The 25,678-nt window shown below is 40.1% G+C and carries 22 protein-coding genes; 14 read left to right on the forward strand and 8 right to left on the reverse strand.

Features of this window, described 5'->3' with window-relative positions; translation table 11 throughout:
• Positions 1–99: 99 nt before the first annotated feature.
• Both ABWV45_RS00350 and ABWV45_RS00355 read left to right on the forward strand, forming a co-directional pair.
• Positions 100–753 carry a CDP-alcohol phosphatidyltransferase family protein gene (locus tag ABWV45_RS00350; protein WP_353347528.1) on the forward strand — a complete coding sequence of 218 codons (654 nt, stop codon included), beginning with the start codon at positions 100–102 and terminating at the stop codon, positions 751–753.
• A 71-nt stretch (positions 754–824) separates the two neighbouring features.
• Complete coding sequence (locus tag ABWV45_RS00355) at positions 825–1,247, forward strand: FAD synthase family protein (protein WP_353347530.1); 423 nt, start codon at positions 825–827, stop codon at positions 1,245–1,247.
• An 809-nt stretch (positions 1,248–2,056) separates the two neighbouring features.
• On the opposite strand, the gene ABWV45_RS00360 is transcribed toward ABWV45_RS00355, so the two are convergent.
• Complete coding sequence (locus ABWV45_RS00360; protein ID WP_353347532.1) at positions 2,057–3,658, reverse strand: isocitrate lyase; 1,602 nt, start codon at positions 3,656–3,658, stop codon at positions 2,057–2,059.
• Between the two features lie 150 nt (positions 3,659–3,808).
• Here ABWV45_RS00360 and ABWV45_RS00365 point away from each other — a divergent pair, with 150 nt between their 5' ends.
• The 5 genes from ABWV45_RS00365 (at position 3,809) to ABWV45_RS00385 (ending at position 9,875) form a co-directional block, all read left to right on the forward strand.
• The gene (locus ABWV45_RS00365) at positions 3,809–4,756 is read left to right on the forward strand and encodes a LysR family transcriptional regulator (protein ID WP_353348574.1); all 948 of its coding nucleotides are present in this window, start codon (positions 3,809–3,811) and stop codon (positions 4,754–4,756) included.
• Positions 4,757–5,090: 334 nt separating this feature from the next.
• Positions 5,091–6,545, forward strand: a complete 1,455-nt coding sequence (locus ABWV45_RS00370; RefSeq protein WP_353347534.1) for an ExeA family protein — start codon at positions 5,091–5,093, stop codon at positions 6,543–6,545.
• A 1-nt stretch (position 6,546) separates the two neighbouring features.
• Positions 6,547–7,116 (forward strand): general secretion pathway protein GspB, encoded by a 570-nt coding sequence (locus ABWV45_RS00375; RefSeq protein WP_353347536.1) that lies wholly within the window; start codon positions 6,547–6,549, stop codon positions 7,114–7,116.
• On the forward strand, positions 7,106–9,226 hold the full coding sequence (dinG, locus tag ABWV45_RS00380) for an ATP-dependent DNA helicase DinG (RefSeq protein ID WP_353347538.1): 2,121 nt from the start codon (positions 7,106–7,108) through the stop codon (positions 9,224–9,226). Before ABWV45_RS00375 ends, dinG begins: the two co-directional genes overlap by 11 nt.
• A gap of 34 nt (positions 9,227–9,260) precedes the next feature.
• Entirely contained in the window at positions 9,261–9,875 is a 615-nt protein-coding gene (locus tag ABWV45_RS00385) for a glutathione S-transferase family protein (protein WP_353347540.1), read from the forward strand.
• On the opposite strand, the gene ABWV45_RS00390 is transcribed toward ABWV45_RS00385, so the two are convergent.
• The 4 genes from ABWV45_RS00390 to ABWV45_RS00405 all read right to left on the reverse strand — a co-directional run bounded on the left by ABWV45_RS00390 (position 9,865) and on the right by ABWV45_RS00405 (position 14,551).
• Positions 9,865–11,406 carry a sensor domain-containing diguanylate cyclase gene (locus ABWV45_RS00390; protein ID WP_353347542.1) on the reverse strand — a complete coding sequence of 514 codons (1,542 nt, stop codon included), beginning with the start codon at positions 11,404–11,406 and terminating at the stop codon, positions 9,865–9,867. The two genes, ABWV45_RS00385 and ABWV45_RS00390, sit on opposite strands and share 11 nt — an antisense overlap.
• A gap of 829 nt (positions 11,407–12,235) precedes the next feature.
• Positions 12,236–12,415, reverse strand: coding sequence for a DUF6435 family protein (locus ABWV45_RS00395; RefSeq protein ID WP_353347544.1), 180 nt, complete (start codon positions 12,413–12,415; stop codon positions 12,236–12,238).
• Between the two features lie 54 nt (positions 12,416–12,469).
• Positions 12,470–14,086: a GMC family oxidoreductase gene (locus ABWV45_RS00400; RefSeq protein ID WP_353347546.1), complete on the reverse strand. Its 1,617-nt coding sequence runs from the start codon at positions 14,084–14,086 to the stop codon at positions 12,470–12,472.
• Positions 14,087–14,233: 147 nt separating this feature from the next.
• Complete coding sequence (locus ABWV45_RS00405) at positions 14,234–14,551, reverse strand: hypothetical protein (RefSeq protein WP_353347548.1); 318 nt, start codon at positions 14,549–14,551, stop codon at positions 14,234–14,236.
• Between the two features lie 95 nt (positions 14,552–14,646).
• Here ABWV45_RS00405 and ABWV45_RS00410 point away from each other — a divergent pair, with 95 nt between their 5' ends.
• Complete coding sequence (locus ABWV45_RS00410; protein ID WP_353347550.1) at positions 14,647–15,147, forward strand: hypothetical protein; 501 nt, start codon at positions 14,647–14,649, stop codon at positions 15,145–15,147.
• A 69-nt stretch (positions 15,148–15,216) separates the two neighbouring features.
• Entirely contained in the window at positions 15,217–15,855 is a 639-nt protein-coding gene (locus ABWV45_RS00415) for a transglycosylase domain-containing protein (RefSeq protein ID WP_353347552.1), read from the forward strand.
• Between the two features lie 268 nt (positions 15,856–16,123).
• On the opposite strand, the gene ABWV45_RS00420 is transcribed toward ABWV45_RS00415, so the two are convergent.
• Positions 16,124–17,119: an alpha-amylase family glycosyl hydrolase gene (locus ABWV45_RS00420; protein ID WP_353347554.1), complete on the reverse strand. Its 996-nt coding sequence runs from the start codon at positions 17,117–17,119 to the stop codon at positions 16,124–16,126.
• Positions 17,120–17,400: 281 nt separating this feature from the next.
• Here ABWV45_RS00420 and ABWV45_RS00425 point away from each other — a divergent pair, with 281 nt between their 5' ends.
• From ABWV45_RS00425 to ABWV45_RS00440, 4 genes are all read left to right on the forward strand, one after another.
• Complete coding sequence (locus ABWV45_RS00425; protein WP_353347556.1) at positions 17,401–18,105, forward strand: hypothetical protein; 705 nt, start codon at positions 17,401–17,403, stop codon at positions 18,103–18,105.
• 51 nt (positions 18,106–18,156) lie between these two features.
• Complete coding sequence (locus tag ABWV45_RS00430) at positions 18,157–18,531, forward strand: transposase (protein ID WP_353347558.1); 375 nt, start codon at positions 18,157–18,159, stop codon at positions 18,529–18,531.
• Positions 18,462–19,349 carry an IS3 family transposase gene (locus tag ABWV45_RS00435; RefSeq protein WP_353347560.1) on the forward strand — a complete coding sequence of 296 codons (888 nt, stop codon included), beginning with the start codon at positions 18,462–18,464 and terminating at the stop codon, positions 19,347–19,349. Before ABWV45_RS00430 ends, ABWV45_RS00435 begins: the two co-directional genes overlap by 70 nt.
• 71 nt (positions 19,350–19,420) lie before the next feature.
• A complete protein-coding gene (locus ABWV45_RS00440; RefSeq protein ID WP_353347562.1) occupies positions 19,421–19,726 on the forward strand; it encodes a hypothetical protein in 306 nt (101 codons plus the stop codon).
• A gap of 21 nt (positions 19,727–19,747) precedes the next feature.
• Here ABWV45_RS00440 and ABWV45_RS00445 read toward each other — a convergent pair whose 3' ends face one another.
• Positions 19,748–24,730, reverse strand: coding sequence for a diguanylate cyclase (locus tag ABWV45_RS00445; protein ID WP_353347564.1), 4,983 nt, complete (start codon positions 24,728–24,730; stop codon positions 19,748–19,750).
• Positions 24,731–25,122: 392 nt separating this feature from the next.
• On the opposite strand from ABWV45_RS00445, the gene ABWV45_RS00450 reads away from it, so the two are divergent.
• On the forward strand, positions 25,123–25,281 hold the full coding sequence (locus tag ABWV45_RS00450) for a hypothetical protein (RefSeq protein WP_353347566.1): 159 nt from the start codon (positions 25,123–25,125) through the stop codon (positions 25,279–25,281).
• 72 nt (positions 25,282–25,353) lie between these two features.
• Here the strand turns inward: ABWV45_RS00450 and ABWV45_RS00455 are convergent, their stop codons facing one another.
• Positions 25,354–25,557 (reverse strand): GGDEF domain-containing protein, encoded by a 204-nt coding sequence (locus ABWV45_RS00455; RefSeq protein WP_353347568.1) that lies wholly within the window; start codon positions 25,555–25,557, stop codon positions 25,354–25,356.
• Positions 25,558–25,678: the final 121 nt, after the last annotated feature.

Genomic DNA, 25,678 nt, shown 5'->3' on the forward strand with positions numbered 1-25,678 from the left:
CTATATAATTCTTTGCTCTTTATTGAATGAAGAAGTACTGCGAAACGTATAACGCTGAGCAAGTGTGCCTGTCAATTTCCGAATGCTTTTAGGAATGTCATGATCATTGATCAAAAAGAAAATCGAATGTCGCAACCCGCTATTATCTCTTTTGTGAAAGATTTACCTAATTTATGCTCGCTTGCTGGATTGGCTTGTACTCTCATGGCTATCTATTTTTGTGTTAAAGGTAGCTATTCCCTTGCAATGGTGGGCATGATTTGGGCAGTGGCCTTTGATTGGGCTGATGGGTTGATTGCTCGAAAAATGAAAGGGCGTACAGGTGATGATCGAATGTTTGGTGGTCAGTTAGATCTGGTGATTGATATTGTTAGTTATGGTGTTACACCTAGTGTTCTTGTTCTTAGTTTCTCTGGCTTTAACCCTTTATTTTTACCATTGGCATTCGTAATGTTAGCTGCTGCGGCTATTCGGTTGAGTTACTTTAGTACGTTTGGGTTGTCAGATGAATCTAAATACACAGGTTTAGCGCTGGATAATAATAATATTTTTTTGGTGTTTGTTTTTCTTTTTGAGTCGTTACTTCCTAGTGATGTGTTTTCGCCTGTTTTATATGTCAGTGCTTTGATGCTGGCTATTCTAAATGTTTCTCAGATTAAAACTCCAAAGTTGTCCGGTAAATCACGTAATGTATATTTGCTAGCAATATATACGCTTGCCATAAGTGGTTTCAATATTTGGCCGATCTTGTAAATTGAATTTGTATAACTAAATAGGCCGATTAATATCGGTGATCTTTTTTAAAATGAGAATCCAAAAAAAATATGATTGTTTATACCGTAGGTACATTTGACTTATTGCATGTAGGCCACCTTGCTTTGCTGGAGTATTGTAAGTCTCTTGGTAGTGTTTTGGCAGTAGGTGTGGCATCGGATCGTGTCGTTAAATCTTACAAACCAAATATGCCTGTCATACCTCTTGAGCAAAGAGTGGAGATGCTGGAAGCACTGAGTTGTGTGGATATTGTTCGCACCTATGATGAGCTGGAGTATGTAACCGGCTGTAAGGAATTAAATGTAGATATTTTTGTAATAGGTGAAGACTGGGGGGATAAACCGCATAATCTTGCTGTAGAGTTGTATTTGAAATCTACCGGTAAGCAGATTAAACAAGTGCTTTATAATCCACGCACATCGTCTACCATGATCAAAAGAAATGTGATGGCGCAAGCAAACCATACTAGTTGATTTGCAATCGTGTCTTTTAGTTTTATTGGTGCTTCATTGTTCTATGGAGGTTTAGGTTAGTGCAAGGCTGCCTAGTGATTTGGTAGCCTCTTTTTATTTAATTTCCTAAAACATTTTTTTCTGTCTTTTTGCTTTTTTTAGCTGCTTTCTTTTCCTTGGCGGTTAAAAGTGGCTTCTTCTTATCTGCTTTTTTACTGTTCTGACCTTTACTCATGATATTAATCTCTGGTTATGAATCGTTTCATTTAGAGGCAGTTTTGAGTTAACACTAAAGCACATACCTTGCATGACTTTAATTTTATGTGTCGATGCGGACTATTTTAGTATGGGCTTAATATCTAATAACTCAATGGAAATATTAGATATTAACTTGTTATTATTTTCTTGGTTTGTAGTAAATGCCTCATTGAGCATGGGTAGTTTTGTTTTTGGATGAGAGATTACTACCTAGGAGTGCATTGTTTATTGATGTTGTTTAAGCGGTATTTTAGGCGGTGAATGTTTGTTTTTAAATGTAGATGGTGATGTATAAAAAGAAATTAGGTGGAGAATAGGGCGGAGGGTGAGTGATGAAATTAGTCACCTGCGGCCAATATGAGTGATGTACTTAATATACGCATCAGATAATTAGTCAGCCTTATTTTGTGGTGATTTAAAATGATCAGATTATCTCTTTAGGGTTTATGTGGGACTTCTAATAAAGCTTGAATAGCGAATAAAGCACCCTGTTGGGTCAAAAATGACAAATTCACATCATAAAAAAAGGCCACCGAAGTGACCTTTCTTTTAACACTTAACTAATTCAAAACTTAGATGTTGTTGAATTGGTTAGAAGTGTTTTTCGCGCCGCCAGCTTTAAGAGCGTTTTCACCAGCAAAGTATTCTTTGTGGTCATCACCCATGTCAGAACCTGACATGTTTTGGTGTTTAACACATGCGATACCTTGACGGATCTCTTTACGCTGTACGCCTTCAACGTAACCAAGCATACCCGCTTCACCGAAGTATTCTTTCGCTAAGTTATCAACAGACAATGCAGTTGTGTGATAAGTAGGAAGAGTGATTAGGTGATGGAATACGTTTGCTTCACGAGAAGTATCCGCTTGGAAAGTCTTAACGCGAGCATCAGCAACAGCAGACAATTCAGAATCGTCATATTCAGCAGACATTAGCTTGTTACGATCGTATGCAGAAACGTCTTTACCTTCAGCAGTCCAAGTGTCGAAAGTTTGCTGACGGAAGTTTAGAGTCCAGTTGAAAGATGGAGAGTTGTTATAAACAAGTTTCGCATCTGGGTGTACTTTACGTACTTCGTCCATCATGCCTTTGATTTCGTGAACGGTAGGAACAGCCGTTTCGATCCAAAGAAGGTCAGCACCAGCATTGATCGCTTCGATACAATCGAATACACAACGCTCATGGCCAGTACCTTGACGGAACTGGTAAAGACCAGAAGGTAGACGCTTAGGACGAACCAGTTTGCCACCACGGTTAAATACTACATCGCCTTCAGCCATATCAGCTACGTCGATTTCTTCAACGTCTAGGAAAGAGTTGTAAACGTCGCCTTGATCGCCTGGCTCTTTAACAACAGCGATTTCTTTAGTAAGACCAGCACCTTCAGAGTCAGTACGAGCAACGATAAGACCGTTGTCGATACCACATTCTAGGAAGGCGTAACGTAGAGCACGGATTTTCGCGTGGAAATCAGAGTGAGGTACAGTTACTTTACCGTCTTGGTGACCACATTGCTTTTCATCAGCAACTTGGTTTTCGATTTGAAGTGCACAAGCACCTGCTTCGATCATTTGCTTAGCCATTAGGTAAGTGGCTTCAGCGTTACCGAAACCAGCATCGATATCAGCAATGATTGGCACTACGTGAGTTTCGTGATTGTCGATTTTAGCTTGTACTTCTGCTTCAAGAGCAGCATCGCCAGCTTCACGAGCAGCGTCTAGTTCACGGAAAAGACCGCCTAGTTCACGTGCGTCAGCTTGACGTAGGAAAGTGTAAAGCTCAGCAACTAGGCTAGCTACAGCAGTTTTTTCGTGCATAGATTGGTCAGGAAGAGGACCGAATTCAGAACGTAGAGCAGCAACCATCCAACCAGAAAGGTATAGGTATTTACGTTCAGTAGAACCGAAATGTTTTTTGATAGAGATCAGTTTTTGCTGACCTACAAAACCGTGCCAGCAACCTAAAGACTGAGTGTACTTAGTTTTGTCTTTATCGAATGCAGCCATGTCAGCACGCATGATGTCTGCAGTGTACTGAGCGATGTCTAGGCCAGTTTTGAATTTGTTTTGAGCGCGCATGCGAGCAACAGATTCAGGGTTGATCGCATCCCATGAGCTGCCAGCAGCTTCTGTTACAGCGGCTACTGATTTGATGTCGTCTTGGTAAGCTGACATATGTCCAATCCTTAAAAAATAGGTTAATTGTCTAAAGCCGCCTATAAAAATAGCAGCTTTATCGAGGCACGCCTCTTAAATGACGTGCGCATCTTAAGGTTTTTGTGATAATTTATCTAATTTATAGCTCTTATAATGGGTATTCATGAGGTGAATGTGGACCGCTTTGATTTAAATCTTTTAATTTATTTGGATGTATTGCTGCGAGAACGCAGTGTTACTAAGGCTGCTCAGTCATTGGGGATCACTCAACCAGCTATGAGTAATGGCCTTAAGCGTCTAAGAGAGTTGTTTGGAGACCCCATCTTAGTTCGTACTAGTGATGGCATGAGTGCTACGGAAAGAGCGCAGGCTTTGCAGCCTATGGTGCGTAATATTCTTGCTGAGGTGGACGCGGCTGTTCAGCCTACAGGAGAGTTTTTAGCCTACGACAGTGGTCGTGTATTTCGTATTATGGTAAGTGATTATGCAGAAGCTACGCTGGTGCCTGCCATTGTAAAACGGTTACGTGAAGAAGCCCCCGGGGTCATTCTGGATTTTTTAACCCCTTCTGATGTGACATATAAAGACGTAGAGCAAGGTAAGGTAGATATGGCGATTAATCGTTTTGATGAACTGCCTCAATCTTTTCATCAAAAGACATTGTGGCGCGATGATTTTGCGTGTTTGGTTAATCCTGCAAACCCCTTATTAGAGGGGTTTGACCTTGAAAAGTACCTACAAGCCAATCATATCTGGGTGAGTAAAACCGGTATGGGAGTGGGAACAGGGGTTAACCCAAGTAAAGACAAGGCGGTACATTTAGGCTGGGTTGATGAGGCATTAGCAGAAACCGGCTATAAGCGAAATATCAGTGTGTTCACGCGCCATTATCAAATGCCGGCATTACTGGCTATGAATAATGATCTAGTAGCAACGTTACCTACTAAAGTCGCTAAAATGCAGGCCCAGTCTGGGGACCTTAAAATGGTACCTGCACCGTTTGAGATTCCAGCATTTGAGCTAAAAATGGCATGGAGTCCTTTATTGCACCACAACCCTCCACATCAATGGATGCGGGCGTTAATAACAGAAGAATCAGAAAAACTGGCCAGATAATACTGGCCATAAGAAATAACCTGTTAATTTTAGGCGTAAACAGCGTTTATATTTCTAAGGGGTCTATTTATTGGGTTTAAACAGGAATGTAATTAAATCAGGCCTGTATTTTTATAATAATTTATACCGTTATCTATTTGTGCTTTGATAAATATGAAGCCCATTTCATCAGGGGATGGGTGGGGCAAATGCTGCTCTTTAGTTACAATTTAATTATGAAACTTAGAATCTTGGCTATGAATCTACGCATCTCAAGGTAAAATGGGCCAGACCAGTTAAATATTAATAAATGCTAAATACTGGCAAATAACTCCGGATGTGAATTGGCCTTTCTATGATTTATGAACACTATTTTGCGCTTAAACAGCGGCCATTTTCAATTGCCCCAAATCCGAGCTTTTTGTACGCGTGTGGCCAGTATCAAGAGGCGTTAGCTGCTCTTGAATATGGCATGCTACACAGAGGTGGTTTTGTATTGCTTACTGGTGAAGTGGGTACAGGCAAAACAACATTGTGTAAATACCTGCTTCAGGAAGTCCCCCAAGATACAGAGCTTGCGCTTATTCTTCATCCTCAGCTTGATCGGCTAGAGCTTCTACAGCTAATTTGTAAAGAATTTGGTATACCCTCAGAATCTGACGTTAAAGAGTCACAGTTAATCGAATATCTAACTGAATTTTTACTGCAAGTGTATTCAAAGGGTGGATATAGCGTACTTATCATTGATGAAGCTCAACACCTTGATGAATCGGTTTTGGAGTTGGTACGTTTACTAACCAACTTAGAGACCCATGAAGACAAACTGCTACAAATTATTCTTTTAGGTCAGCCGGAATTACGCGAAAGGTTAAATCGTTACGAGCTAAGACAGCTTAATCAGCGTTTTACTGCCCGTTTTCATTTGCATGGTTTGTCTTTCATGCAAACTCAATCTTACATTCAGTACAGAATAGAAGTAGCAGGAGGAAAGCAGTCGTTGTTTTCGATGCCAGCTATTTGGATGTTACATAAGTTAACGAAAGGTATTCCAAGGCTGGTCAATGTTTTGGCTGATCGTTGTTTAATGGGTTGCTATGCCGAACAAAAAAAACAGGTAACGCTACCAATGGTTTGGAAAGCTTCGAAAGAGGTGATTTCGCATAAGCCAGAAAAACTAAAAATAGCCACATTACCCAAAATGGCATTTTTAAGTTTAATGATTATTGCCGTTGCCTATGGATACAACCAGCATAATTTCCTTTCCGATTTTTTAAATGATAAATCAAACGATGTTGTACATAATTTAGTTAACCCTGTCATACCATCAACGGGCAAAAATGCGATTAACCCTTGTGGAAATGAATCGGATTGTTGGTTCGGACAATTACCTTTGAGTATTTTAAATGAGAGCTCAATGCAAGGTCAGGTTTGGATAAATGGTATCTGGCAAGAATATCAACGACCACTTTCAAGCGTAAAGGGTCCGCTATCTGTGGCAGTTCGCAAGGTACCATATGAATTACAAAATTCTTTAATTAAACCCTCTGAGCGCCATGTTTTGATACCTTGGGTTCGCGAAGTTTTACAGGTGACCGCTAGCACCCACACACAGGGTGATACATCAGGTTGGCAATTAATTACGCCTGAAAATAAACCGGTTGAGTCTTCGGATGTTTATGACGTTTTACTGCATGAAACGGTAAAACGCTTTCAACAAAAACATGGATTAATGGTTGACGGAATTTTAGGCCCTCAGACTTTAGTGAGCTTATCTTTACTGGATAAACGTATGGAAATGGTGGGTCAATAACGTGTCTTATTTATTAAAGGCTCTTGCCAAAGCTGAGCAAGAACGCCAGCAACAAAAACAGGGTGACCAACTTTCTACGCAAGTTCTTATGGTTGAGTCAAAATTACCTAAAAGCTTGTTAGTTGTTGTATTTTTGTTAGTGGCTGCGACTATTTGGCAGTTGATTCCCAAAAGCGAGCCAACTTTTGAGGAACCCTCTCTGACACAAACTGAACCACATCCTATAAGTAAGCATCAGGTTTCAAGTAATCCAGTATTGAATGATGATTCTAATAAGCCCCTAGATAAACCCATTCAACCTGAAGCTGTTAAAGCAAAAGACTTATATGAATTAAGTACAGAGGAATTGGCTCGAATCCCAAGTTTAGAGCTGGCCAGTCATATTTATTCTAGTGCACCTAGTTTTCGCTCAGTTGTTATTAATGGGCAAACATATGAAGAGGGTATGCTGATTAAATCAGGGGTTATATTGGATGAAATAATACCATCCGGCATTGTGATAAATGTACAAGGTCAAAAAGTTGAATTGCCAAAAGGTATTTCGTGGATAGCCAGTCAAAATGTTAAGTAGTGAAGCCAAAGGCGCCATCCAAACCGGCTACAGTAAAATACTAGAAGTAAATAAGTTGAATCCTCGCCGTGGTCAAAAGCAAATGATAGCGGCCATTGCCCGTACTATCGGGAACGTTCAGTGCGATGATGAAGGCAATCGAACATCTGATAATCATATTTGTGTAATAGAAGCCGGTACAGGTACAGGAAAAACCCTTGCGTATCTTATTGCGGCTATTCCCATGGCGGAAGATTTAAATAAAAAAATCATCGTGTCCACAGCAACCGTTGCCTTACAAGAACAATTAATAGTTAAAGACATTCCTGATGTTAAAAAGAACAGTGGCTTAAATTTTAAATATGCATTGGCTAAAGGGCGTGGACGTTATTTGTGTGTACACAAATTAGACCAAGAGCTTAAAGATCAGCGCATGCAAGATGCGGCTATGGATATGTTTGGTTTAATTGATACCTCAGATGATCAAAAAGTACTATATCAGCAGTTATTAGATGGTTTTACTTCAGCCAATTGGGACGGAGATCGTGATAACTGGTCTGATCAAATAGAACAAGAAGACTGGTCAAGAGTGACTGCAACCCATCGTGAATGCAGTAATCGGCGTTGTCCTCACTTTAATGCGTGCCCGTTTTTCACCGCTAGAAAGTCCTTAGAAGATGCCGATGTCATTGTTGCAAATCATGACTTAGTTATGGCGGATATTAGCTTGGGTGGCGGTGCGGTATTACCTGAACCATCAAACAGTATATATGTGTTTGACGAAGGGCATCACTTGCCAGATAAAGCTATTAGTCATTTTGCTTCGCAAGTGAAGCTACACCAAGAAGAAAATTTACTAAAACAAATTTCAAAAGCTGTCGATACTTTAGGTAAACAATGCGGTACTCCTGTAGGTTTACTGCAAGTGGTCACTTCTATGCCTGAACATATCGGTCATATTAATGGTCAACTTAGTTATGTTCGTCATTTACTTATGGATTTTATGGGGGAGCAAGCAGAAGCGGAAGGTATCTCTCAGCACCGCTTTAGAATGGGGAAAGTCCCAGAAGGCTTGCAAGAATTAGCTGGTGAATTAAATAAAGCTCATAACAGTCTGTATGGCATCGTTGATAAAATTGTTGATGCGCTGAAAGCATCTATAGGTAAGGATGACGGTGAATACAAGCAAAGCGATGCAGAGCGCTGGTTTCCAATTATTGGCATGTTACAGGCCCGCCTTGAAGGGGCAGGAATGTTATGGCTAAGCTTCGCGCAAGCGGATTTTGCGGACTCCACACCTGTTGCTCGTTGGCTTGAGCGTATCAATAATGAATATGAAGATGATATTGGCTTGTACAGTAGTCCAATATTAGCCTCAGAATTACTGGCTAAAAATCTCTGGAGCCGCTGTTTTTCAGCGGTTGTAACTTCGGCAACGTTGACGGCATTGGGTCAATTTGACCGCTTTAGAATGAAATCAGGGGTTGCTAGAAAAAATCACTTTGAAATTATTGAAAGCCCGTTCGACTATCCAAACTTAGGTGAATTAGTTGTGCCTAAAAATGCTATAGAGGCCGGTCATGGTGATGAGTATTCACAAAGCATTAGTGAAATTTTACAAGAGCACCTTGATGAAAACGAAAGTACATTGGTACTGTTTACGTCTAGACGAATGATGAATGATGTGAAATACAAGTTACCCTATGACGTGGCCGACCATGTAATGACCCAAGATGATTATTCCAAACAAGAGGTCATAAAAAAGCATAAAGAAAAAATAGATAATCAATTACCTAGTTTTTTATTTGGTTTAGCCAGTTTTGCAGAGGGCATAGATTTACCCGGTGATTATTTGCAGCATGTGGTCATTATTCGTTTGCCTTTTTCGGTGCCTGATGATCCGGTAGATTCCACGTTGGCAGAATGGCTAGAATCAAAAGGGCGTAATCCATTTATGGAAATATCTGTACCTGATGCGTCTGTTAGGTTGATTCAAGCCTGTGGCCGTTTGATTCGTACCGAAACCGATACAGGAAAAATCACCATCTTAGATAAGCGCATTGTCAGTAAGCGTTACGGCAGTATGCTACTAAACGGATTACCTAATTTTTCTAGACAGTTGCATGTTTAATATAATAATAAAGCTACATTACTAAGGTGAAATTATGAAAATATACGAAACTAAAACAGCCCCCAACCCAAGACGTGTACGCATGTTTTTGTCTGAGAAAGGCGTTTTAGATCAAATTGAATTCATTGAAATTAATGTGCAAAAGGGTGATAACATTCAAGCGGCTTTTCGTGAGAAGAATCCTTTAGCTAAAATTCCTGTATTAGAGCTTGATGATGGTCAATATATCTCTGAAACGGTTGCAATGTGCCGGTATTTTGAAGCTTTGTATCCAAAGCCAAGCCTAATGGGTGATTCTGCATTAGAGCAAGCAAAAATTGAAATGTGGCAGCGCCGCTGTGAAATTTATTTCTTTAACCAGATAGGAATGGGGTTTCAACATAGTACTGGATATTTTGCTGATCGCATGACGCCTATTGCTGATTGGGGGCAAGAGTGTATTAAAAGTGCAGGGGAGTTTTACAAGCTACTAGAGAGTCAATTGTCTGATTGTGAATTTGTGGCAGGTGATCAATTTTCAATAGCGGATATCACAGCTTTTACAGCGATTGATTTTGCTAGAGTGATTAAGCTTAAAATTCCAGACGAAATGGTTAACCTTAAGCGTTGGTATGCAAGTGTTGATGCAAGGCCAAGTGCTAGGGTTTAGGTGGCTTGAAGGCTGTGATTAAGAATCGATCACGGCCATTTGCTTTTGATTGATAGAGGTTGTCGTCTGCTTGTTTTAATGCAGCCTCTTTTTTCTGATTCATCCATGATCCTGGTGATGTAATTATGCAAGCGCCACAACTGATTGTTAAGTTGTCGCTCACCTCTGATTTACAGTGTTCAATATTTAAATCTCGAATACTGTTTAATAAATTATCTAGAAAATCAGTCAACTGTTCATGATTGATATTTTCAATTACCAATATGAACTCCTCACCACCATAACGAGCTAGTAACTCGTTGCCACGTCTTGCTTGATTTGATAACTGTTTTGAAACAAGTTGCAATGCTTCATCACCTTTTTGGTGACCATAGTTGTCGTTATATTTCTTAAAATAATCAATATCCATAAGAATGATAGCCAGAGAATCTTTTTGCCTAATACAAGTACGCCAGATTTCATCGTAACGTTTATCAAAATAACGGCGATTATTTAATTTGGTTAGACTGTCAGTAATGGATTCACTTTTTAATTTAAATTGATAGTGTTGAATTTGGATGATGAAACCATTGAAACTTTTAGTAAATTCATCGATTTCATAAATATGGGTATGGATTTTTATGTCAGATAATTTACCTGTGTGTTTCATTTCACCAATTTTATTAAAGATGAATGTCAGGGGGCGTAAAAATAAAAAATACACCAATACTGTAATGATAATTGGCAGCATGATTAATATGGATATGCTGAAAATAGTTATGTTGTCAATAGCTTCTGGTAGAGGGTTGTTAGGGTAATCTATTTTTAAAATAGCAATTGGCTTTTTATTGTGATTCTTTAAATAAAATTTATAGTGTTGTTTTACGGTTGTAATTTTTTCAGGATCAAGTGTTGGTAATATCCTGTGGTTGGAGGTATCAATGGGAAATGCCTTTATATTGCTACCTGTTAGTCGCTTGATACGATTTTTGAATTCCTCCCCGAATAAGCTAATAAATATTAATCTTCCTGATGTGGGTAATAATTCTTTGCTATCTTGGATGCTGCGGCTAGAAAAATAAGCGAATTTCCCATTAAGGCGTAATAAGCCGAATTGTTTCTCATGTTTAAAAATTAAGTCAATGTCTATATCACTGGTTAAAGCCAACAAGCTTGGAATTTCAGTAAAACCATCTTTGGTTTTAATGGCACTAAATACGTGTTTTTTATCTTCGTTAAATATTGAAATAGCATCGATTTTGCCTTCTTTAAAGCTTTCTGTGTAAATATTGCTATCGATAAACTCTTTATTGGGCTCTTTAGCGAACTCATAAATATCATCCCATTTGGCCCAATCTAAATTTAGGTAGCTAATAGCTGCTAAGTCATTTTCATAGGTGCTTTGAATGATTTGGAAATCATCTTGATGGGCAGCAAGGGTGATGCGCTCTAATTCGGGGTAGGCGATGAATAATCGGTAAAATAGCAATCCGCCACCTATGACCATGACATAAGTGAGGGCGGCTAACATTATTAGGGTTCTTAATTTCATCGGGCCTCCTTCTTTAAGGATAGTCGTTATGGGGGATTTGGCCGCTTTTACTTAAGCGGTAAGCTTTATGGTTTTTAAGGTGTTTCGTGATTGTATTGTTCTATGTCAATTCCCTTATTGATACATAGGTATAACGATTATCATTTGCATTGGTGCTTTTTACTAAATCTGTGGTATAGGTAATCTATGTGAGCAATGGCCTATGACAGCAATCACACTTTGGAATGAATCGCTTTATTATTTTGTACTCTTAGACTCAGAATAACTGAGTATTTAGTCTAAAGAGGAATAGCCGTGACCGTTGCATTAAATGTACATGAACAGTTAATTAGGCTACCTGTCTCTGATGAACACGCTAAGTAAGTAAAAGACTGGGTTCAGGGCTTAGAACGTGAGCTGGACATTAAAGCCAAGATCATTAATAGCTCTTCAAAAGTGGATACCTATGCAGCAGCGTCTGCCGCTATTATCAGTAATGAACCCGTAATATTTGCCAATTATGCCGATAATCAAAAACAGGCTGAGGAGCCTTTGAATATGCAGTGGTTGGTTTGTTAGGTATTCAACGGTTAATTAAAAATTCAAAGGTATAGCTTGAATCTTTAATAGGCTAGACCCAAATACCCGTGAGTATATGGCTGCACGAAATGAGTTGTAATTGGCTTTGCTGGCCGTGGGTTTAACTTTTCTAGAGCGCAGAGAGGCGTGGCAACGTCAGGTTTTGCTTATGCTTTATCCTAAGCTGAAGTACTCATGATTAGACTTGCACTATTTACTATTACAAGCACGCCGTGGGATTAATAAACACAAATAGCGAATAGTTCATTCGCTATTGATTATTGCTGGCTTCTTCTGCTTGTAAGCGTTCAAGTACTCGATCAGCCTGTGCTGATAAATACGAATACTCCTTTATGTTGCCATTGCGCTGCGCGTGCATTGCTTTTGTTAAAATCCCTTCATATTCTTCGCGTAGCTTTTTAACTGGATCGTTCTTAAATATTGAAAACATATTTATACCCTAAGCAGACTTAACAAATATACGTATGAAGAGCTTAAACGGATGTTACTTTTTTAGTAGCCCAGCTAAAATCATATCCGCACCTTTCTCACTAATCATAATGGTCGGGGCGTTTGTATTACCACTAACCAAGTTAGGCATGATAGACGCGTCGATCACTCGTAAGTTTTTAATACCTTTCACTTTTAATTCATGATCAACCACCGCCATAGGGTCTGAATCTGGCCCCATTTTGCAGGTGCCAACAGGGTGGTATTCGGTGTCGGCTTTCTCTTGGCAGTATTGCTTTAGTTGCTTAAAGTCATTGGCGTCTAGGGGATAAATCATTTTGCCTTTGATGGCGGCAAAAGGTGCCGACTCCATAATATTCAAAGCCAACTGCAAGCCTTTGGCCAGTTTGTTTAAATCGTCTGGCTCGCTCAAAAAGTTAGGGTTAATCAGCGGCCCATCACTTGGCTTGTTAGACTTGAGTTTCAGGCTGCCTACGCTTTTAGGGCGCAGTAGAGTGGCGTGAATACTATAGCCATGGCCCCCATGGTTTGTGCGGTTATGGTCATCCACAATACCGGGCAAAAACTCAAGCTCGATATCCGGAGCCGGCTCAGAACTATCAACATAAGCAAAGGCAAGGGATTCGGCAAAATTGGTGGTGATCATGCCTTTGCGCTGCGTGATCCATTGATACACGCCTTTAACGAACTCAATGCAGCCATGGACAGAAAAACCATAACTGCCTTTATGGGTAGTGCTGCGATAAATAGGGGTGGTGGTGATATGGTCTTGCAGGTTTTCACCGACACCGGGTAGGTCATGCACCACAGCAATACCATGCTGTTTAAGATGCTCGGCATTGCCTACGCCACTTAACATCAGTAGTTGTGGCGAACCATAGGCGCCGCCACTTAGAATTACCTCTTTTTTGGCCAGCAAGGTTTGAGTTTGCTTTTTGATGGTCACCTCAACACCTGTGGCGGTTTTGCCTTCAAATAACACCTTATTGGCTTGTGCTTGGGTGATCACGGTTAAGTTGTTGCGCGTCAGGGCTGGATGTAAATAGGCGTTGGCAGTACTGCAACGCTCGCCATTTTTTTGTGTCACCTGAGTGAGTCGACAGCCTAATTGGCGTTTACCATTCACGTCCGAGTTGTAGGGGATGTTATTTAACTGGCACGCGGCCATAAAGGTTTCATTCAGCGGGCTTGGGCTTCTTAATTCGGCGACGTTTAATGGCCCCGTATTGCCATGGTATTCACATTGCTGAAACGTCTCGTTGTTTTCGGCTTTTTTAAAGTAGGGCAGTACCTCTTCATAGCCCCAACCTGTATTACCAAGGGCAGCCCAGTTATCGTAATCCCACGGATTACCACGCACATACATCATGGCGTTAATGCTGCTTGACCCGCCCAGTACCTTCCCCCTAGGCTGAAACCCTTTACGCTTGTTTAATCCCGCCTGTTCAGTGGTCTCAAAACCCCAGCTAAATAGGTTGTTGGGCACCATAGCCGCAAGACCAAAGGGCGCTTTAATTAAGATGTTATTGTCTTGTTTGCCTGCTTCAATCAAACAAACTGAGTGATTCGGGTTTTCGCTTAAGCGGTTGGCCAGTACACAACCAGCACTGCCAGCACCAACGATAATGTAGTCGAATTGGGTAGGGTTCATTATTGTTATTCTCGGTTTTTTAATATCATGCCAGAAAACACGGTTCATTCGAATGTTAATGCAGAGGCTTTTATTTAGTGAGTATTATTGAATGCTGCATGTTGAGTGGTTGATTTTTAAGCGCTGATCTCAGTAAATAAGGTGTGGCTACACCAAGCTGCTATGCCTAGGTAGTGACTTTCGAATACCTTCTAGCACTCGACTTAAACCAATGCGTTTCTTCCAAAGCTTGCCATTAACAAATACCTTGTAGCAATCAATCCGATCACTTTTGAATAATTCAAAGGTGATAGTGATTGGCTCGCCCATATCAAAACTGGTTATTTCGATCTTTTTCCGCAGTTCTGGCAGCAGAGGGGGAATCTCGACTTCATTTGCCCCTTCAATCCTTTTTTGCTCTCTCGCTGCAATAGATTTGGCCACTTTGGCCCTTAATTGTTGATACTTCTTGCTTCTTCGATACATAATCAGGTCTCCTTACCTTGTAAGATCATTGGACCTTGCAAGGTAGGTAAGATTGCAAGGTCCAATGATTAAAATGTTATTTTTCACAAGCAACTATGACTGAACGAGAAGAAGATAAACAATATAATGATATTGTTAAAAGCCTGATTGGAGAGGAGATTTGCTCTCTATCAAACAGTCAGTATTTCTTCAATGACGAAAAGGTTGATGAAGATTTAGGTGAAATTGAAATTGAAACTGTTTCAGGACTAAAAGTCTGTTTCAAACTGCTATCCGATGGAGAAAGTGTAGGCGCGTATAGTGGCGATTTATATGTTCCTTCTTCATTTGAGGTTAATGATGGAGAACAAGCTTCCTGGAAAAAGATTCCTATTGAACAAGAATTCAATGTCACCGGTTCAAAGATTGTAGCCATTGATACTATGTATGACAAATATCTTAAGTTCAATTCTGAAGTTTTGGCTGGTTGGCGAGTTAAATTGGCCAATCAAAATTATTTTGTTTTTTATAATTGCGGCGACAATGCTAAAATTTTGTTCAACGAATTGCCTGATGATGCAATTGAGGGCATTGTCACAACATGGCAACCGATTTAAAATAACCACTGCTTCCAGCCGACGCTCGTACCTCGCGCGGCTGAAGCTGGCGTTAGGCACCAAAACATTATGATACGAAAGCTCAAATATATTATTATATTGTTATTTGGGGCACTGGCAATATATGAAGCATATGCAGTAGCAATTGCATATCAAAACCTTCCTCATCAATTTGCACCTTATGCTTCAATATTACCAAAGGACTTGGGGTTAAGTGAAAAGCGCCAGGACATATTAATAAAAATTCAGGACCCTAGTTTTTTTAAACACTCCGGGATTGAGTGGCCTAGTCCGCTTACCACCACAACAATCACCCAGAGCCTGGTAAAGAAGCTTTTCTTCAAAAAATTTACGAAAGGATTTAAGAAAATAGAACAAACATTAATAGCTCGGTTTGTTGTAAATCCAAACATATCAAAGGAAACCCAACTTGCAGCGTTTATGTCTACCGTATATTTTGGCGAAAAAGATGGAATACAACTGTTTGGCTTTGACCAAGGGGCGCACTCTTGGTTTAACAAACCGCTATCGGAATTAGCTGATGATGAATACTTGTCGTTAATTGCCATGCTTCCTGGTCCAAATATGCTCAAGCCAAATACAGTGGCGTCGAGAGAAAGGGTGCGTCGTATCAAACAGGTATTAAACGGTGAGTGCGTTTACAACCATGTGTCTCAAATATTCTTAGACCAATGTTCTGAGAGGTGACAAAAAATTAGACACCCATAATAAATATTGTTTCGGTGCTCTCATGACAAAAAATTAGACACCCATAATAAATATTGTTTCGGTGCTCTCATTGAAAAATCAAGGGTTCTAGCTATTACTTTTTGCTGCATTTGATCGGAGCCCTTTAGAAAGAGCCTGAATTTTCAGAGATTGGAAAATCTACGTCTAAATTATAATTATTTTTTTGAATAACAGGCAGGGGATTACCGTTTAGGCCTGTAAAATCTTGAGGTTTTAACGTTTTGCTTTAAGCCAATAGTCTTTCGCAGTTTTTAAACGCAGGCCGTCGTTTGCGTTGAAGTAGTTTAATGGTTTTATCCAGAATCGTAGGATTTCCGACTAAATCTTTAAAGTTCTGTTCAAACTCTTGTGTCATGGTGAGCCAGTTTTCAGGCTCAATGCCTAAGCGGTTGAGAATGTCAGGTAGGTTCTTCTTAATATGGCCCCGTTTGTCTTCACGAATGGCTCGGCCTGTTATGTCAATTAAGGCTAAGTAATCCGTTAAACGATAGGGTAGTCCGTCAGGTATGTTGTTTCTAGGGTTGCCCACAAACGGCATGAGTTTAGATACTTGCTGTTTAGGGTGGTTAGGTTGATGGGCTAGTTTCGCTTTTTCAGCTCGAGCTTTAACCGATGTATGTTCAGATTTTTCCGGTGTTTTTGCCATTTTAGCGCGAACGGGATTCAAATCGACATAAGCCATGCAGGCGGCGAGGGCTTTTTCATCAAGCAGGGCTTGTGATTTAAAACGACCTTCCCAGAAACGGCCAGTACATCGATCTTCATAGTTGGCTTGCCGAGCTATTTTTTCATTAAGCCGACCAATAAACCAACCAATGTCCATTAATCGCGCTCGCCATTTTTCTATAAATTCTTGGAGTTTTTCGAATTCCGCTTTTGAAAAATTAGGGTCGCTTAAATAACGTTGGCTGAGGGCATTGCCTTTGTACAGCTTATGCCAGCGATCAATAACCTCATCAATATCCCAGTGCTCAGCTTGTTTTTGATTTATGTGTAACACCACGTGATAGTGATTGGACATGATGGCGTAGGCTGCAATATCAATGGCAAAGACTTGCGCTTGCTCCAGCAATGCTTCTTCAAGCCACGCGCGTCGATGCTCATAGCTTACTTCGCTGTGGGAATCATAACCGCATAAAAATGCTTTTCGTACACAGCGGGATACACAGTGATAATAAGGCGTAGCCTCAAGGCTCACCTGTTCCTTCCTTGGTTTTGGCATATTCACTCCTCCGATATTTTAAATATGATGGAGCCGTTGATGATTGTGAATACGAAGTTTGTATGAGTGATCAAATATCGGCCTATACGAACTAGGCATAATTTCTTATCATGGGTGTCTGATTAATTAGTATGAGTGATCAAATATCGGCCTATACGAACTAGGCATAATTTCTTATCATGGGTGTCTGATTAATTAAACTTGGCATTGCGCTTCGAGAATTTTCGCCAAGTTAGCTCCGCATATTGTGCGGTTTATTAAAGGCGTTATGTTGAAAGCATATGATTCCAAATGATATTAATATTGATGATTTATACGGCCCTATAAAAGAGGGTCGCACTCCGAACTGTTATGTCGATGATCAAATATTTTGGAATCATTCAAAAACACATTTTGTAATTATTTATACGATTTACGAAGCTAGTATGGGTAATAATATTGGCCATATTGCTTGGGGAACTAAGAGTGATCAAGGTCATAGGGTCATTGAAAACCCTAAAGATATGAGAGTGTCTTGTTGGGGCAGTCCATTTTGTAAGTGGCTAGATGAAATTACTTTCATTTTTAAAGTTCAAAAATATAATAAAACTAACAATAGAATTTATACATCATTGGTAGCAATTAATTTAGATCAGGGCTTTCATGTAATAGAGAATACAAATGATACTGTATCGAGAGTTTCTGAATATGAATTACCGATTTCAAGCTACAGATATTATGATTTTGAAAAGCTAGTTGATTCTATTTTTTCCCAGAACACTGTAGATCTACCACCCGTTAAACAAACAATCAATAAGAATAGAATAAATGAAAGTTCGTACACCTTTCGATTTCTATCTTTCATCTATCCTATTTTAAAGAAAATAAACCCCACTAAAAAGCAAGAGAAGAAGGCCAGTGAGCTGATTAACAAGGCCGGTTATATATTGATTTTTGTTGTAGTAATATTGGCCGCAATCAACATAACAAGCAAAGGCAGCGGATAATGAACTTCCCCCGATAATGTGGATACCTTTAAGTAACTTAAAGGTGTCTCAATGCCCAAGTATAATAATCCTAGAAAAACATGGTTTTACTCTAACGAGTTCAAAATCAAAGCTGTTAAATTAAGCTATCAACCTGAGATCCAAAGCAAGCAAGTTGCTGATGGCCTTGGTATTCACCCTTTAATGCTGTCAAGATGGAGGAAAGAGTATCGAGAAGGAAAGATCCAAGGTGATGGCCAAAAGAGAGTTGGTGTGAATAACAAACGAAAATCCCTGCCTAAGAAGCAACTTACAGAGAATGCGAAACTTAAAAAAGAAGTTGAGCGTTTAAAGAAGGAGAATGACCTTCTAAAAAAGTGGCAACAGTTTCTAGCGGAAAGCCATCAGAACGATTTGGATTCATCGAGCGATACCGATCAGAGCTAGGAACACAGTTTTTATGTAAATGGCTGTCCGTATCCCGAAGCGGGTTTTACGCATGGAAAAATCGAAAGCCTTCTGAACGAATTAAATCAGATAAAGTTTTATTAAAGAAAATTAAGGAGGTCTTTGATAAAAGCAAAGGCCGTTACGGTAGCCCAAGAGTATATGCAGCACTACGTAAGCAGGGGGTTTCAGTTGGAAAATCGCGTGTAGAGAGACTTATGAGGCTCGCAGGACTAAAAGGCAGAGTTAGTCGTGTTACTAGGAGGCAGCCAGGTTTAAAGCGTTTTGTATCGAAAGGTGAGAATAGACTGATAGCGCATGGTAATGCGACTAGTATCAATCAAGTTTGGGTTGCTGATATTACGTATATTAAACACCAAGGATCTTGGCAGTATTTAGTAACGATAATGGATCAATATTCACGACGAGTGCTTGGTTGGACACTTTCAAAATCGCGCACTACGAATATTACAGCTCAAGTACTAGCTGCGGCTATTAAAAATCGTGGCTATCCTCGTGGAATTATATTTCACACAGATCGAGGAGTAGAGTTTACGGGTTCAGAATTTCAAAGAATTCTCTCTAAATACGACTTTAAGCATAGTGTGAATAGAATTGGTTATTGTACGGATAACGCTTTTATGGAATCCTTCTATCACAGTTTAAAAGGTGAGTTGATCCGAAAAACAAAATTTACATCGCTAGCTCATTTACGAAAAGAAATTGGTCGTTATATAAACCAGTTTTATAATAATGTTCGGTTACACTCTGGTTTAAACTATATGTCACCGATTAAATATGAACAAAGCCTAGTATGAAAATGGCGGTGTCCATTTTATCGGGGGAAGATCATAAACCGCTGCTTTGAGCGTTATGCCTCAGAGAAAGTATGATAGATTTAATCGAAGAAATAGGAATTGATGAAGAAGGGTGCTTATATCTTAAGCCAGCAACTAAAACCTTTCCTATGATTTACCGTGAAGCCATGGAGGTTCACTGGAATAGTGAGCAAGGTTATCTCTACGGAGGCAAACCTCGTAAGTGGAGCTACATTGAGTGGTATGATCAGATATCCAAAACGGTAGCGAAGCAAGGCTGTGTGCTGGTATTTTCTCCCAGCGTTGCTTGGGTAAATATGCCTAGCGAGCTACGAGCAAAAATAACAGGTGGTCAACGTGCCACAAACACGCAGTAAACTGTTATTCCTCTAGAAATTTTAATCCCAAACCTGTACTTGATTTCGGCCTCTGTCCTTAGCCCGATATAACGCGGCATCGGCATTACGGATCAATTCATCTTTGTCTTTCACTTCGGGTGTTAACATAGCAACCCCAAGACTTATGGTGACGGCTAGGGTGTGCTCTTCGTGAATGACACTATGGTTGGCGATTGAACTGCGAATTCGTTCTGCAATTTCTATGGAAGATGATTTGTTGGTGTTGGGTAGTATGACGACCATTTCTTCGCCACCATAACGTGCCACTAAGTCATTTGTGCGGCTGCAAGATTTAATGATTTGAGCCACTTCACGTAATACAAGGTCGCCAACCTGATGCCCCCAGTCGTCGTTGAATTTTTTGAAGTGATCGATGTCGATGAGAATCAGCCCTAGGTCATGTTCAGAGCTACGACACAATGCAAAATCTTGTTTTAACGTATTTTGGAAATACTCATGGTTGAATAAGCTCGTGAGTCCATCGAACGATGCTTTACGGGAAAGTTCTAACCGTCCTGCAGCAGCCATAACAATGATTTCTAACGTATCAAACCGAGATTGTGTGAAGCAACCACTTGTTAGGTTGTTTTCTAGATAGAGCAGGCCTATCAGTTCAACGTTTTCATCGCTGCCAGAAAGTATCGGTAAGCACAAAATTGAACGAACATTGTTTTGTTGTGTGTAGTCATCTAGATTTAGCCCTGGTAAGTCTTCATCTGGTATCTGGGCATCATGTACTACCATGCTGGTATGGGTGCGTTGAACATAATTAAGCAGTGTATGAGATAAATTGGCCTGATCAATAGGGAGTGATTGCAGTACATCCGTATTGCCGCCTTCAACATTTGTTTCGGCTTCTACGCAGAACTCGCCTTCGGCATTACGTAAAATGAGTATCCCCCGTTGGGCTGCAGCAAATTCGACAGAAGCATTAATAATGGCTTTCAGCATTTTGCTGTGAGCTTTTTCATTGGCGATGGTTTTTAAGGCTTTCATTAGAGCAGTGATATCAACATCGTCAATGCGCTCAGTCTGAGTGCCAACTTGAGTTGTACTTGATTTATCTTCACCACTTTTCACGGAGATAATCAATTGTGGGTAAAGTTGCTCTAATTGATTCACTTTTGCAATTGCGCCCCATTTTGCATATAGATCTCTCGCTTGTTTCATATACGGTAGTGCAATGGTATGTCTGCCTGCCTCCCAGTGCATTTTTGAGCATAGTTCGCTGGCTATTGCTTGTATATGGGTGAATCCATTTTCTGATGCGCACTGGATGGCAGCATCAAATTGGGCATGGGCTTCAAAATCACAACCGTTAACATACAAACGCTGTGCTTCGACTAATAGGTACATATGTTCGAAGTTTGTAGGGCTGTTTTTTGCCCAAACTTTAAGTTTTGCTTGAGTGGGTTTTACTTGTTTTATTAACAGGCGTTTCGCTTTGCCCGTTTTGTCTTTAGCACTTATAAGCCGTACCAATGCATCAAGCATATAACAGCGACCAGCTTTGAAGAATCCGCCCACAAGACTGTTCTTAATATTATAGTGTTTTGATTGCTCTAATGATCCGGCAATATCACCCATAATAAATCGAACCCAGAGCGATAGTTCATGGTCGGTTACGGTTAGGCTTTTATCACCTATTTTTTCATGGAATTTTCGTTTCTCAGTGATATTGTAATGCTCGCCTACCAAAAGCAAAGGATCGGCTGCTTTGCCCATAAGGTTGTCGCAAGTTTGGAGCATAGCGCTCAGATAATCTAATGAATGCCCTAATTCAAGTGATTTTAATGTTTCATGCCATTCTCTTAGGTCTTCTTCTACTTCAGTAAGAGGGCGGCCAGACTCAAATAGATTGAGCAATCTAACTTCAATAGCCAATGCAGCATATTCAAAATCGCCGTTATCCATAGCAAGGCGGTAGGTTTCCATGAGTGGTTGCAAGGTGTTTTTTAACGGTTCTTTCCAGTGTTTTACCATTGCATTCATAATGTGCATAGAGCGTGCAAGTTGCTGTGTCATTTGAAAGCGTTGCGCTGCATGTATCGAAAGATTAGCGAACGATAAACCCAATTCTGCTTTGTTCAGTTCAGATGCTAGCACCATACCGTAACCAGCCCATGAGCCTAGAGATTGTAAACAAAGTCCGTGTTTATATTGAATTCGTACAGATCGTAACAACATCATAGAAAACATATCAGGTTGTATGAAGATGACCGCAGTGCTGACTCGTGCACCAATCTTATGGGACGCAATGTGATTTTTGTGAGTCATTTCAGGGTGATCTTTTAGTGATTCGGGGTCGACATTTCTTAATGTGATCAGGCTTTTAATAAGTTCAATGGCGACATGAAGCTTAGTTGGGTTATCTGGGTAGCCATCATCAAGTTTTTTCATAATAGGCTTGGCCAGTGCGACGGCTTCGGCTAATTTTCCCTGAGCAATGAACGCAGAGATTTTAACAAGATTGAGCTCGATGGTATCCAGCAAAGTTTTGGCATTTTCAAATCCTGTTTGCAAAAGCTTATCCATTGACTTGTAGTCAGCATTCAAGAAGGCGGTTTCGGCGGTTTCTTCATGCAGCATTAAAGTAAGCGCATATTGATGATGCCAACTTTTAGTTGGAAGTAGCTTGAGTGCGGATAATTGATGCGAATAAGCTGCTTGATACGCACTTGATGCTTTTGCACGTCGGCCTGCTTTCATGTTTAATTCACATAAATGCGCTTTTTCATCAGTGTTTTCAATTAAATTGATGCCCATATTTAAATGATTGGTTATATCAAATAATTTTTTCTTTTGTTGTCTCTCAGACAAGTGGTTTAATAATAATCGGCCTATTTTTAGGTGAGTGTGTTGTTTACTCGTATCATCAAGTAACGAGTAAGCCGCTTGCTGGATACGGTCATGGGCAAACGCAAATTCAACGGTTAATTCTTCATTTTGCGTGTTATCGAGTTCTAATAATTGATACGCATCCCCAATGGGGGCGATGACCCCTTCATTCATGGCGTAGCGTAAATTATTAGCGATGGATATGTGATCTTGACCAGATACTACAGCCAAGTCATTCAGTTTAAAGCGATTGCCAATGCAGGCAGAATATTCCATCAGGCGCAAACTTTTAGGCGGTAGTTGATTTAATTTTTCGGTCATTAATTCAACTACATTGTCAGTCATTTTTTGGGATTGAATTTTTTCAATATCCCATATCCATTGATGCTTTTCTTGCGAGTAAGTGATTAATTTTTCTTTATTTAATACTTTAAGAAATTCCTCGGCAAAAAATGGATTACCGGCTGTTTTCTGTTCCAGTAGTTGCGCAAGCTCTTGCACCTCTGATGGGTCGCACGCTAATGCACCGGATAACATCTGGGTTAGGTGCTCGAATGTTAAAGGCTCTAATCTGATTTCGTTTATTAAGCATCCGTGATTATTTAAATTATCTAGGGTATGTAATAAAGGGTGGCCTTTATTAACTTCGTTATCACGGTAAGATCCAATTATGAGCAGGTTTTTAGCTTCAGTTTTTGGGTTGATTAACATCTCAATGAGATTAAGGCTTGCGCTGTCTGCCCATTGTAGATCATCAAGAAACATCACAAGGGGGTGTTCAGCTTCGCAAAATGTTTTTATAAAGTTAACAATCACTAAATGAAAACGTTGCTCTGCTTCAACGGGTGGAAGCTCAGCAATGGGAGGTTGGGGCCCAATAATCCATTCAAGTTCAGGTAATAGATCAATAATTAATTGTCCATTTGGGCCTAAAGAATCTTTGATTTTCTTCTGCCAAGGTTCTAAATGATTTTCGGATAGAGTAAGTAGTTGTCGGATCATCTCTTGTAAGGCAACAATAACCGCACTATAGGGAATGTTGCGTTGTAACTGATCAAACTTGCCACTAATAAAGTGCCCTCGTCGTTCAGTGATGGGCTTGTATAATTCTTTTACTAGGCAAGTTTTACCGATACCTGAATACCCAGATACCAGAGCAATTTCATTTTTTTGTTGGCAGATTCGATCAAAGGTATCTAACAGTTGTTTGATTTCTGATTCGCGCCCATAAAGGTACTGAGGCACTTGGAATTGATGAGGAACTTCATGAGAGCACAAATCAAAAGGTTCAATAGATCCTGTTTGTTCAAGTTGGTTTAAGCAATTTTGTAAGTCAGCTGCAATACCGGATGCGCTTTGATAGCGATCCTCCGCCATTTTGGCCATTAACTTAATGACTATATTTGATACAGCAAGAGGGATATCGGGATTGACTTGATGAGGTGTCTTAGGTTGTTTGGCAATATGACAATGAAACCACTCTATGGCTTCTGATACTAAAAATGGCAATTCGCCCGTTAATAGCTCGAACAGGGTGACGCCAAATGAATAAAAATCCGATCGATAGTCAATAGAGCGGTTCATGCGGCCTGTTTGTTCCGGTGATATATAAGGCAGGTTGTGCCTGACAATCTGAGAATTGGCGATTGCCGCTTGTTCCCTTGTGAGTGAACTTGAAATACCAAAATCGATGATTTTGAGGGTACCAGTTTCAGCGTTATACACCACATTGGTGGGGTTGATGTCTTTATGGATGATATTGGCCGCGTGAATTTCAGCTAATCCATTGGCCAGCTGTATACCGATTTTAAGTAGTTCTTGTAACTCGAATTTATGATCCTGAATGTGATTAGCTAATGCATCGCCGCCAAAATCTTCTAATACGACAACGGGCATGTCATTGAAGTGCTCTAGTTCGTAAATACGAATCACACTGCTAGCATCAAGATGCCGGCCAATTTCAAATTCATGTTTTAGACAGGCGATGGTTTCGCGGGCCTCTTCTTCACTGCCTAAGCATTTAAGCATCACCGGAAGGTTATCTTTGAGCCTACGTGCTCGGTAGACACGAGTAGATTGCCGATCGCAGATCAGGCTCTCTACCTCATACCCAGGAAACGACGTATCTTCGGACGTAATATTCATCTAGTTAACGTCCTTTTAGTAAGCTTTTGGAATAACGTGAGGTACATATAAAGCAAAACTCATTTACAACCAGTTCATCCTAATAACTATAGATCACAAATGTAAATTTACGGCACTCGCTTGGAATTTAACCAAATCCCCCTTGTAAGATAGTAAGATAATTCTGATACCCACGATAAATGATTCTTGTTTCAATAAAGATAATTCTGACACCCAGCTTTGCTTGGCGAACACGGCGGGTTCTTCGATTGTGAAGTAATTTACAACGTCTACGATGATGTTGGTGGTATTGTAGGGTGGCACCTTGAGGAAAACTCATAACAAGTTTGTCAACGATCGCCTGAACTTCCCCCGATAATGTAGACACCTTTAAATAACTTAAAGGTGTCTCAATGCCCAAGTATAATAACCCCAGAAAAACATGGTTTTACTCACATGAGTTCAAAATCAAAGCTGTTAAATTAAGCGATCAACCTGATATCCAAAACGGTAGCGAAGCAAGGCTGTGTGCTGGTGTTTTCTCCCAGCGTTGCTTGGGTAAATATACCTAGCGAGCTACGAGCAAAAATAACAGGCGGGCAACGTGCAACAGACACGCCGTAAACTGTTATTCCTCTAGAATTTTAATCCCAAATTTGAACTTGATTCCGGCCATTATGTTTAGCGCGGTAGAGCGCAGCATCCGCTTGGCGTATTAGCTCATCTTTATCTTGTACGTCGGGTGTAATTAAAGCTACACCCAAACTGATGGTTACTTTAAGTTCTTCCCCGTTGTGCGCAACGCTATGATTGGCTATTGAGCTGCGAATGCGTTCTGCAATTTCCATTGCTGGCATTGATGATAGGCAGTTACACAGATTTATCTACAGTCTCAATTTTACATTATCCAAGACTGTTCTATTGATCAGTTTTTCATGCCTTGATTAGCATGCCCGTATCAAGTGATAC

Origin of the sequence: Oceaniserpentilla sp. 4NH20-0058 (assembly GCF_040371755.1) — a bacterium.
Lineage (GTDB): Bacteria > Pseudomonadota > Gammaproteobacteria > Pseudomonadales > Oceanobacteraceae > Bermanella.

Bases quoted from the DNA above. Each gene is read 5' to 3' on its own strand.
- ABWV45_RS00350 (WP_353347528.1), top strand. From the start codon at position 100: ATGATCATTGATCAAAAAGAAAATCGAATGTCGCAACCCGCTATTATC.
- ABWV45_RS00355 (WP_353347530.1), top strand. From the start codon at position 825: ATGATTGTTTATACCGTAGGTACATTTGACTTATTGCATGTAGGCCAC.
- ABWV45_RS00360 (WP_353347532.1), bottom strand. From the start codon at position 3,658: ATGTCAGCTTACCAAGACGACATCAAATCAGTAGCCGCTGTAACAGAA.
- ABWV45_RS00370 (WP_353347534.1), top strand. From the start codon at position 5,091: ATGATTTATGAACACTATTTTGCGCTTAAACAGCGGCCATTTTCAATT.
- dinG (WP_353347538.1), top strand. From the start codon at position 7,106: ATGTTAAGTAGTGAAGCCAAAGGCGCCATCCAAACCGGCTACAGTAAA.
- ABWV45_RS00385 (WP_353347540.1), top strand. From the start codon at position 9,261: ATGAAAATATACGAAACTAAAACAGCCCCCAACCCAAGACGTGTACGC.
- ABWV45_RS00390 (WP_353347542.1), bottom strand. From the start codon at position 11,406: ATGAAATTAAGAACCCTAATAATGTTAGCCGCCCTCACTTATGTCATG.
- ABWV45_RS00395 (WP_353347544.1), bottom strand. From the start codon at position 12,415: ATGTTTTCAATATTTAAGAACGATCCAGTTAAAAAGCTACGCGAAGAA.
- ABWV45_RS00400 (WP_353347546.1), bottom strand. From the start codon at position 14,086: ATGAACCCTACCCAATTCGACTACATTATCGTTGGTGCTGGCAGTGCT.
- ABWV45_RS00405 (WP_353347548.1), bottom strand. From the start codon at position 14,551: ATGTATCGAAGAAGCAAGAAGTATCAACAATTAAGGGCCAAAGTGGCC.
- ABWV45_RS00410 (WP_353347550.1), top strand. From the start codon at position 14,647: ATGACTGAACGAGAAGAAGATAAACAATATAATGATATTGTTAAAAGC.
- ABWV45_RS00415 (WP_353347552.1), top strand. From the start codon at position 15,217: ATGATACGAAAGCTCAAATATATTATTATATTGTTATTTGGGGCACTG.
- ABWV45_RS00420 (WP_353347554.1), bottom strand. From the start codon at position 17,119: ATGCCAAAACCAAGGAAGGAACAGGTGAGCCTTGAGGCTACGCCTTAT.
- ABWV45_RS00425 (WP_353347556.1), top strand. From the start codon at position 17,401: ATGATTCCAAATGATATTAATATTGATGATTTATACGGCCCTATAAAA.
- ABWV45_RS00430 (WP_353347558.1), top strand. From the start codon at position 18,157: ATGCCCAAGTATAATAATCCTAGAAAAACATGGTTTTACTCTAACGAG.
- ABWV45_RS00440 (WP_353347562.1), top strand. From the start codon at position 19,421: ATGATAGATTTAATCGAAGAAATAGGAATTGATGAAGAAGGGTGCTTA.
- ABWV45_RS00445 (WP_353347564.1), bottom strand. From the start codon at position 24,730: ATGAATATTACGTCCGAAGATACGTCGTTTCCTGGGTATGAGGTAGAG.
- ABWV45_RS00450 (WP_353347566.1), top strand. From the start codon at position 25,123: ATGCCCAAGTATAATAACCCCAGAAAAACATGGTTTTACTCACATGAG.
- ABWV45_RS00455 (WP_353347568.1), bottom strand. From the start codon at position 25,557: ATGGAAATTGCAGAACGCATTCGCAGCTCAATAGCCAATCATAGCGTT.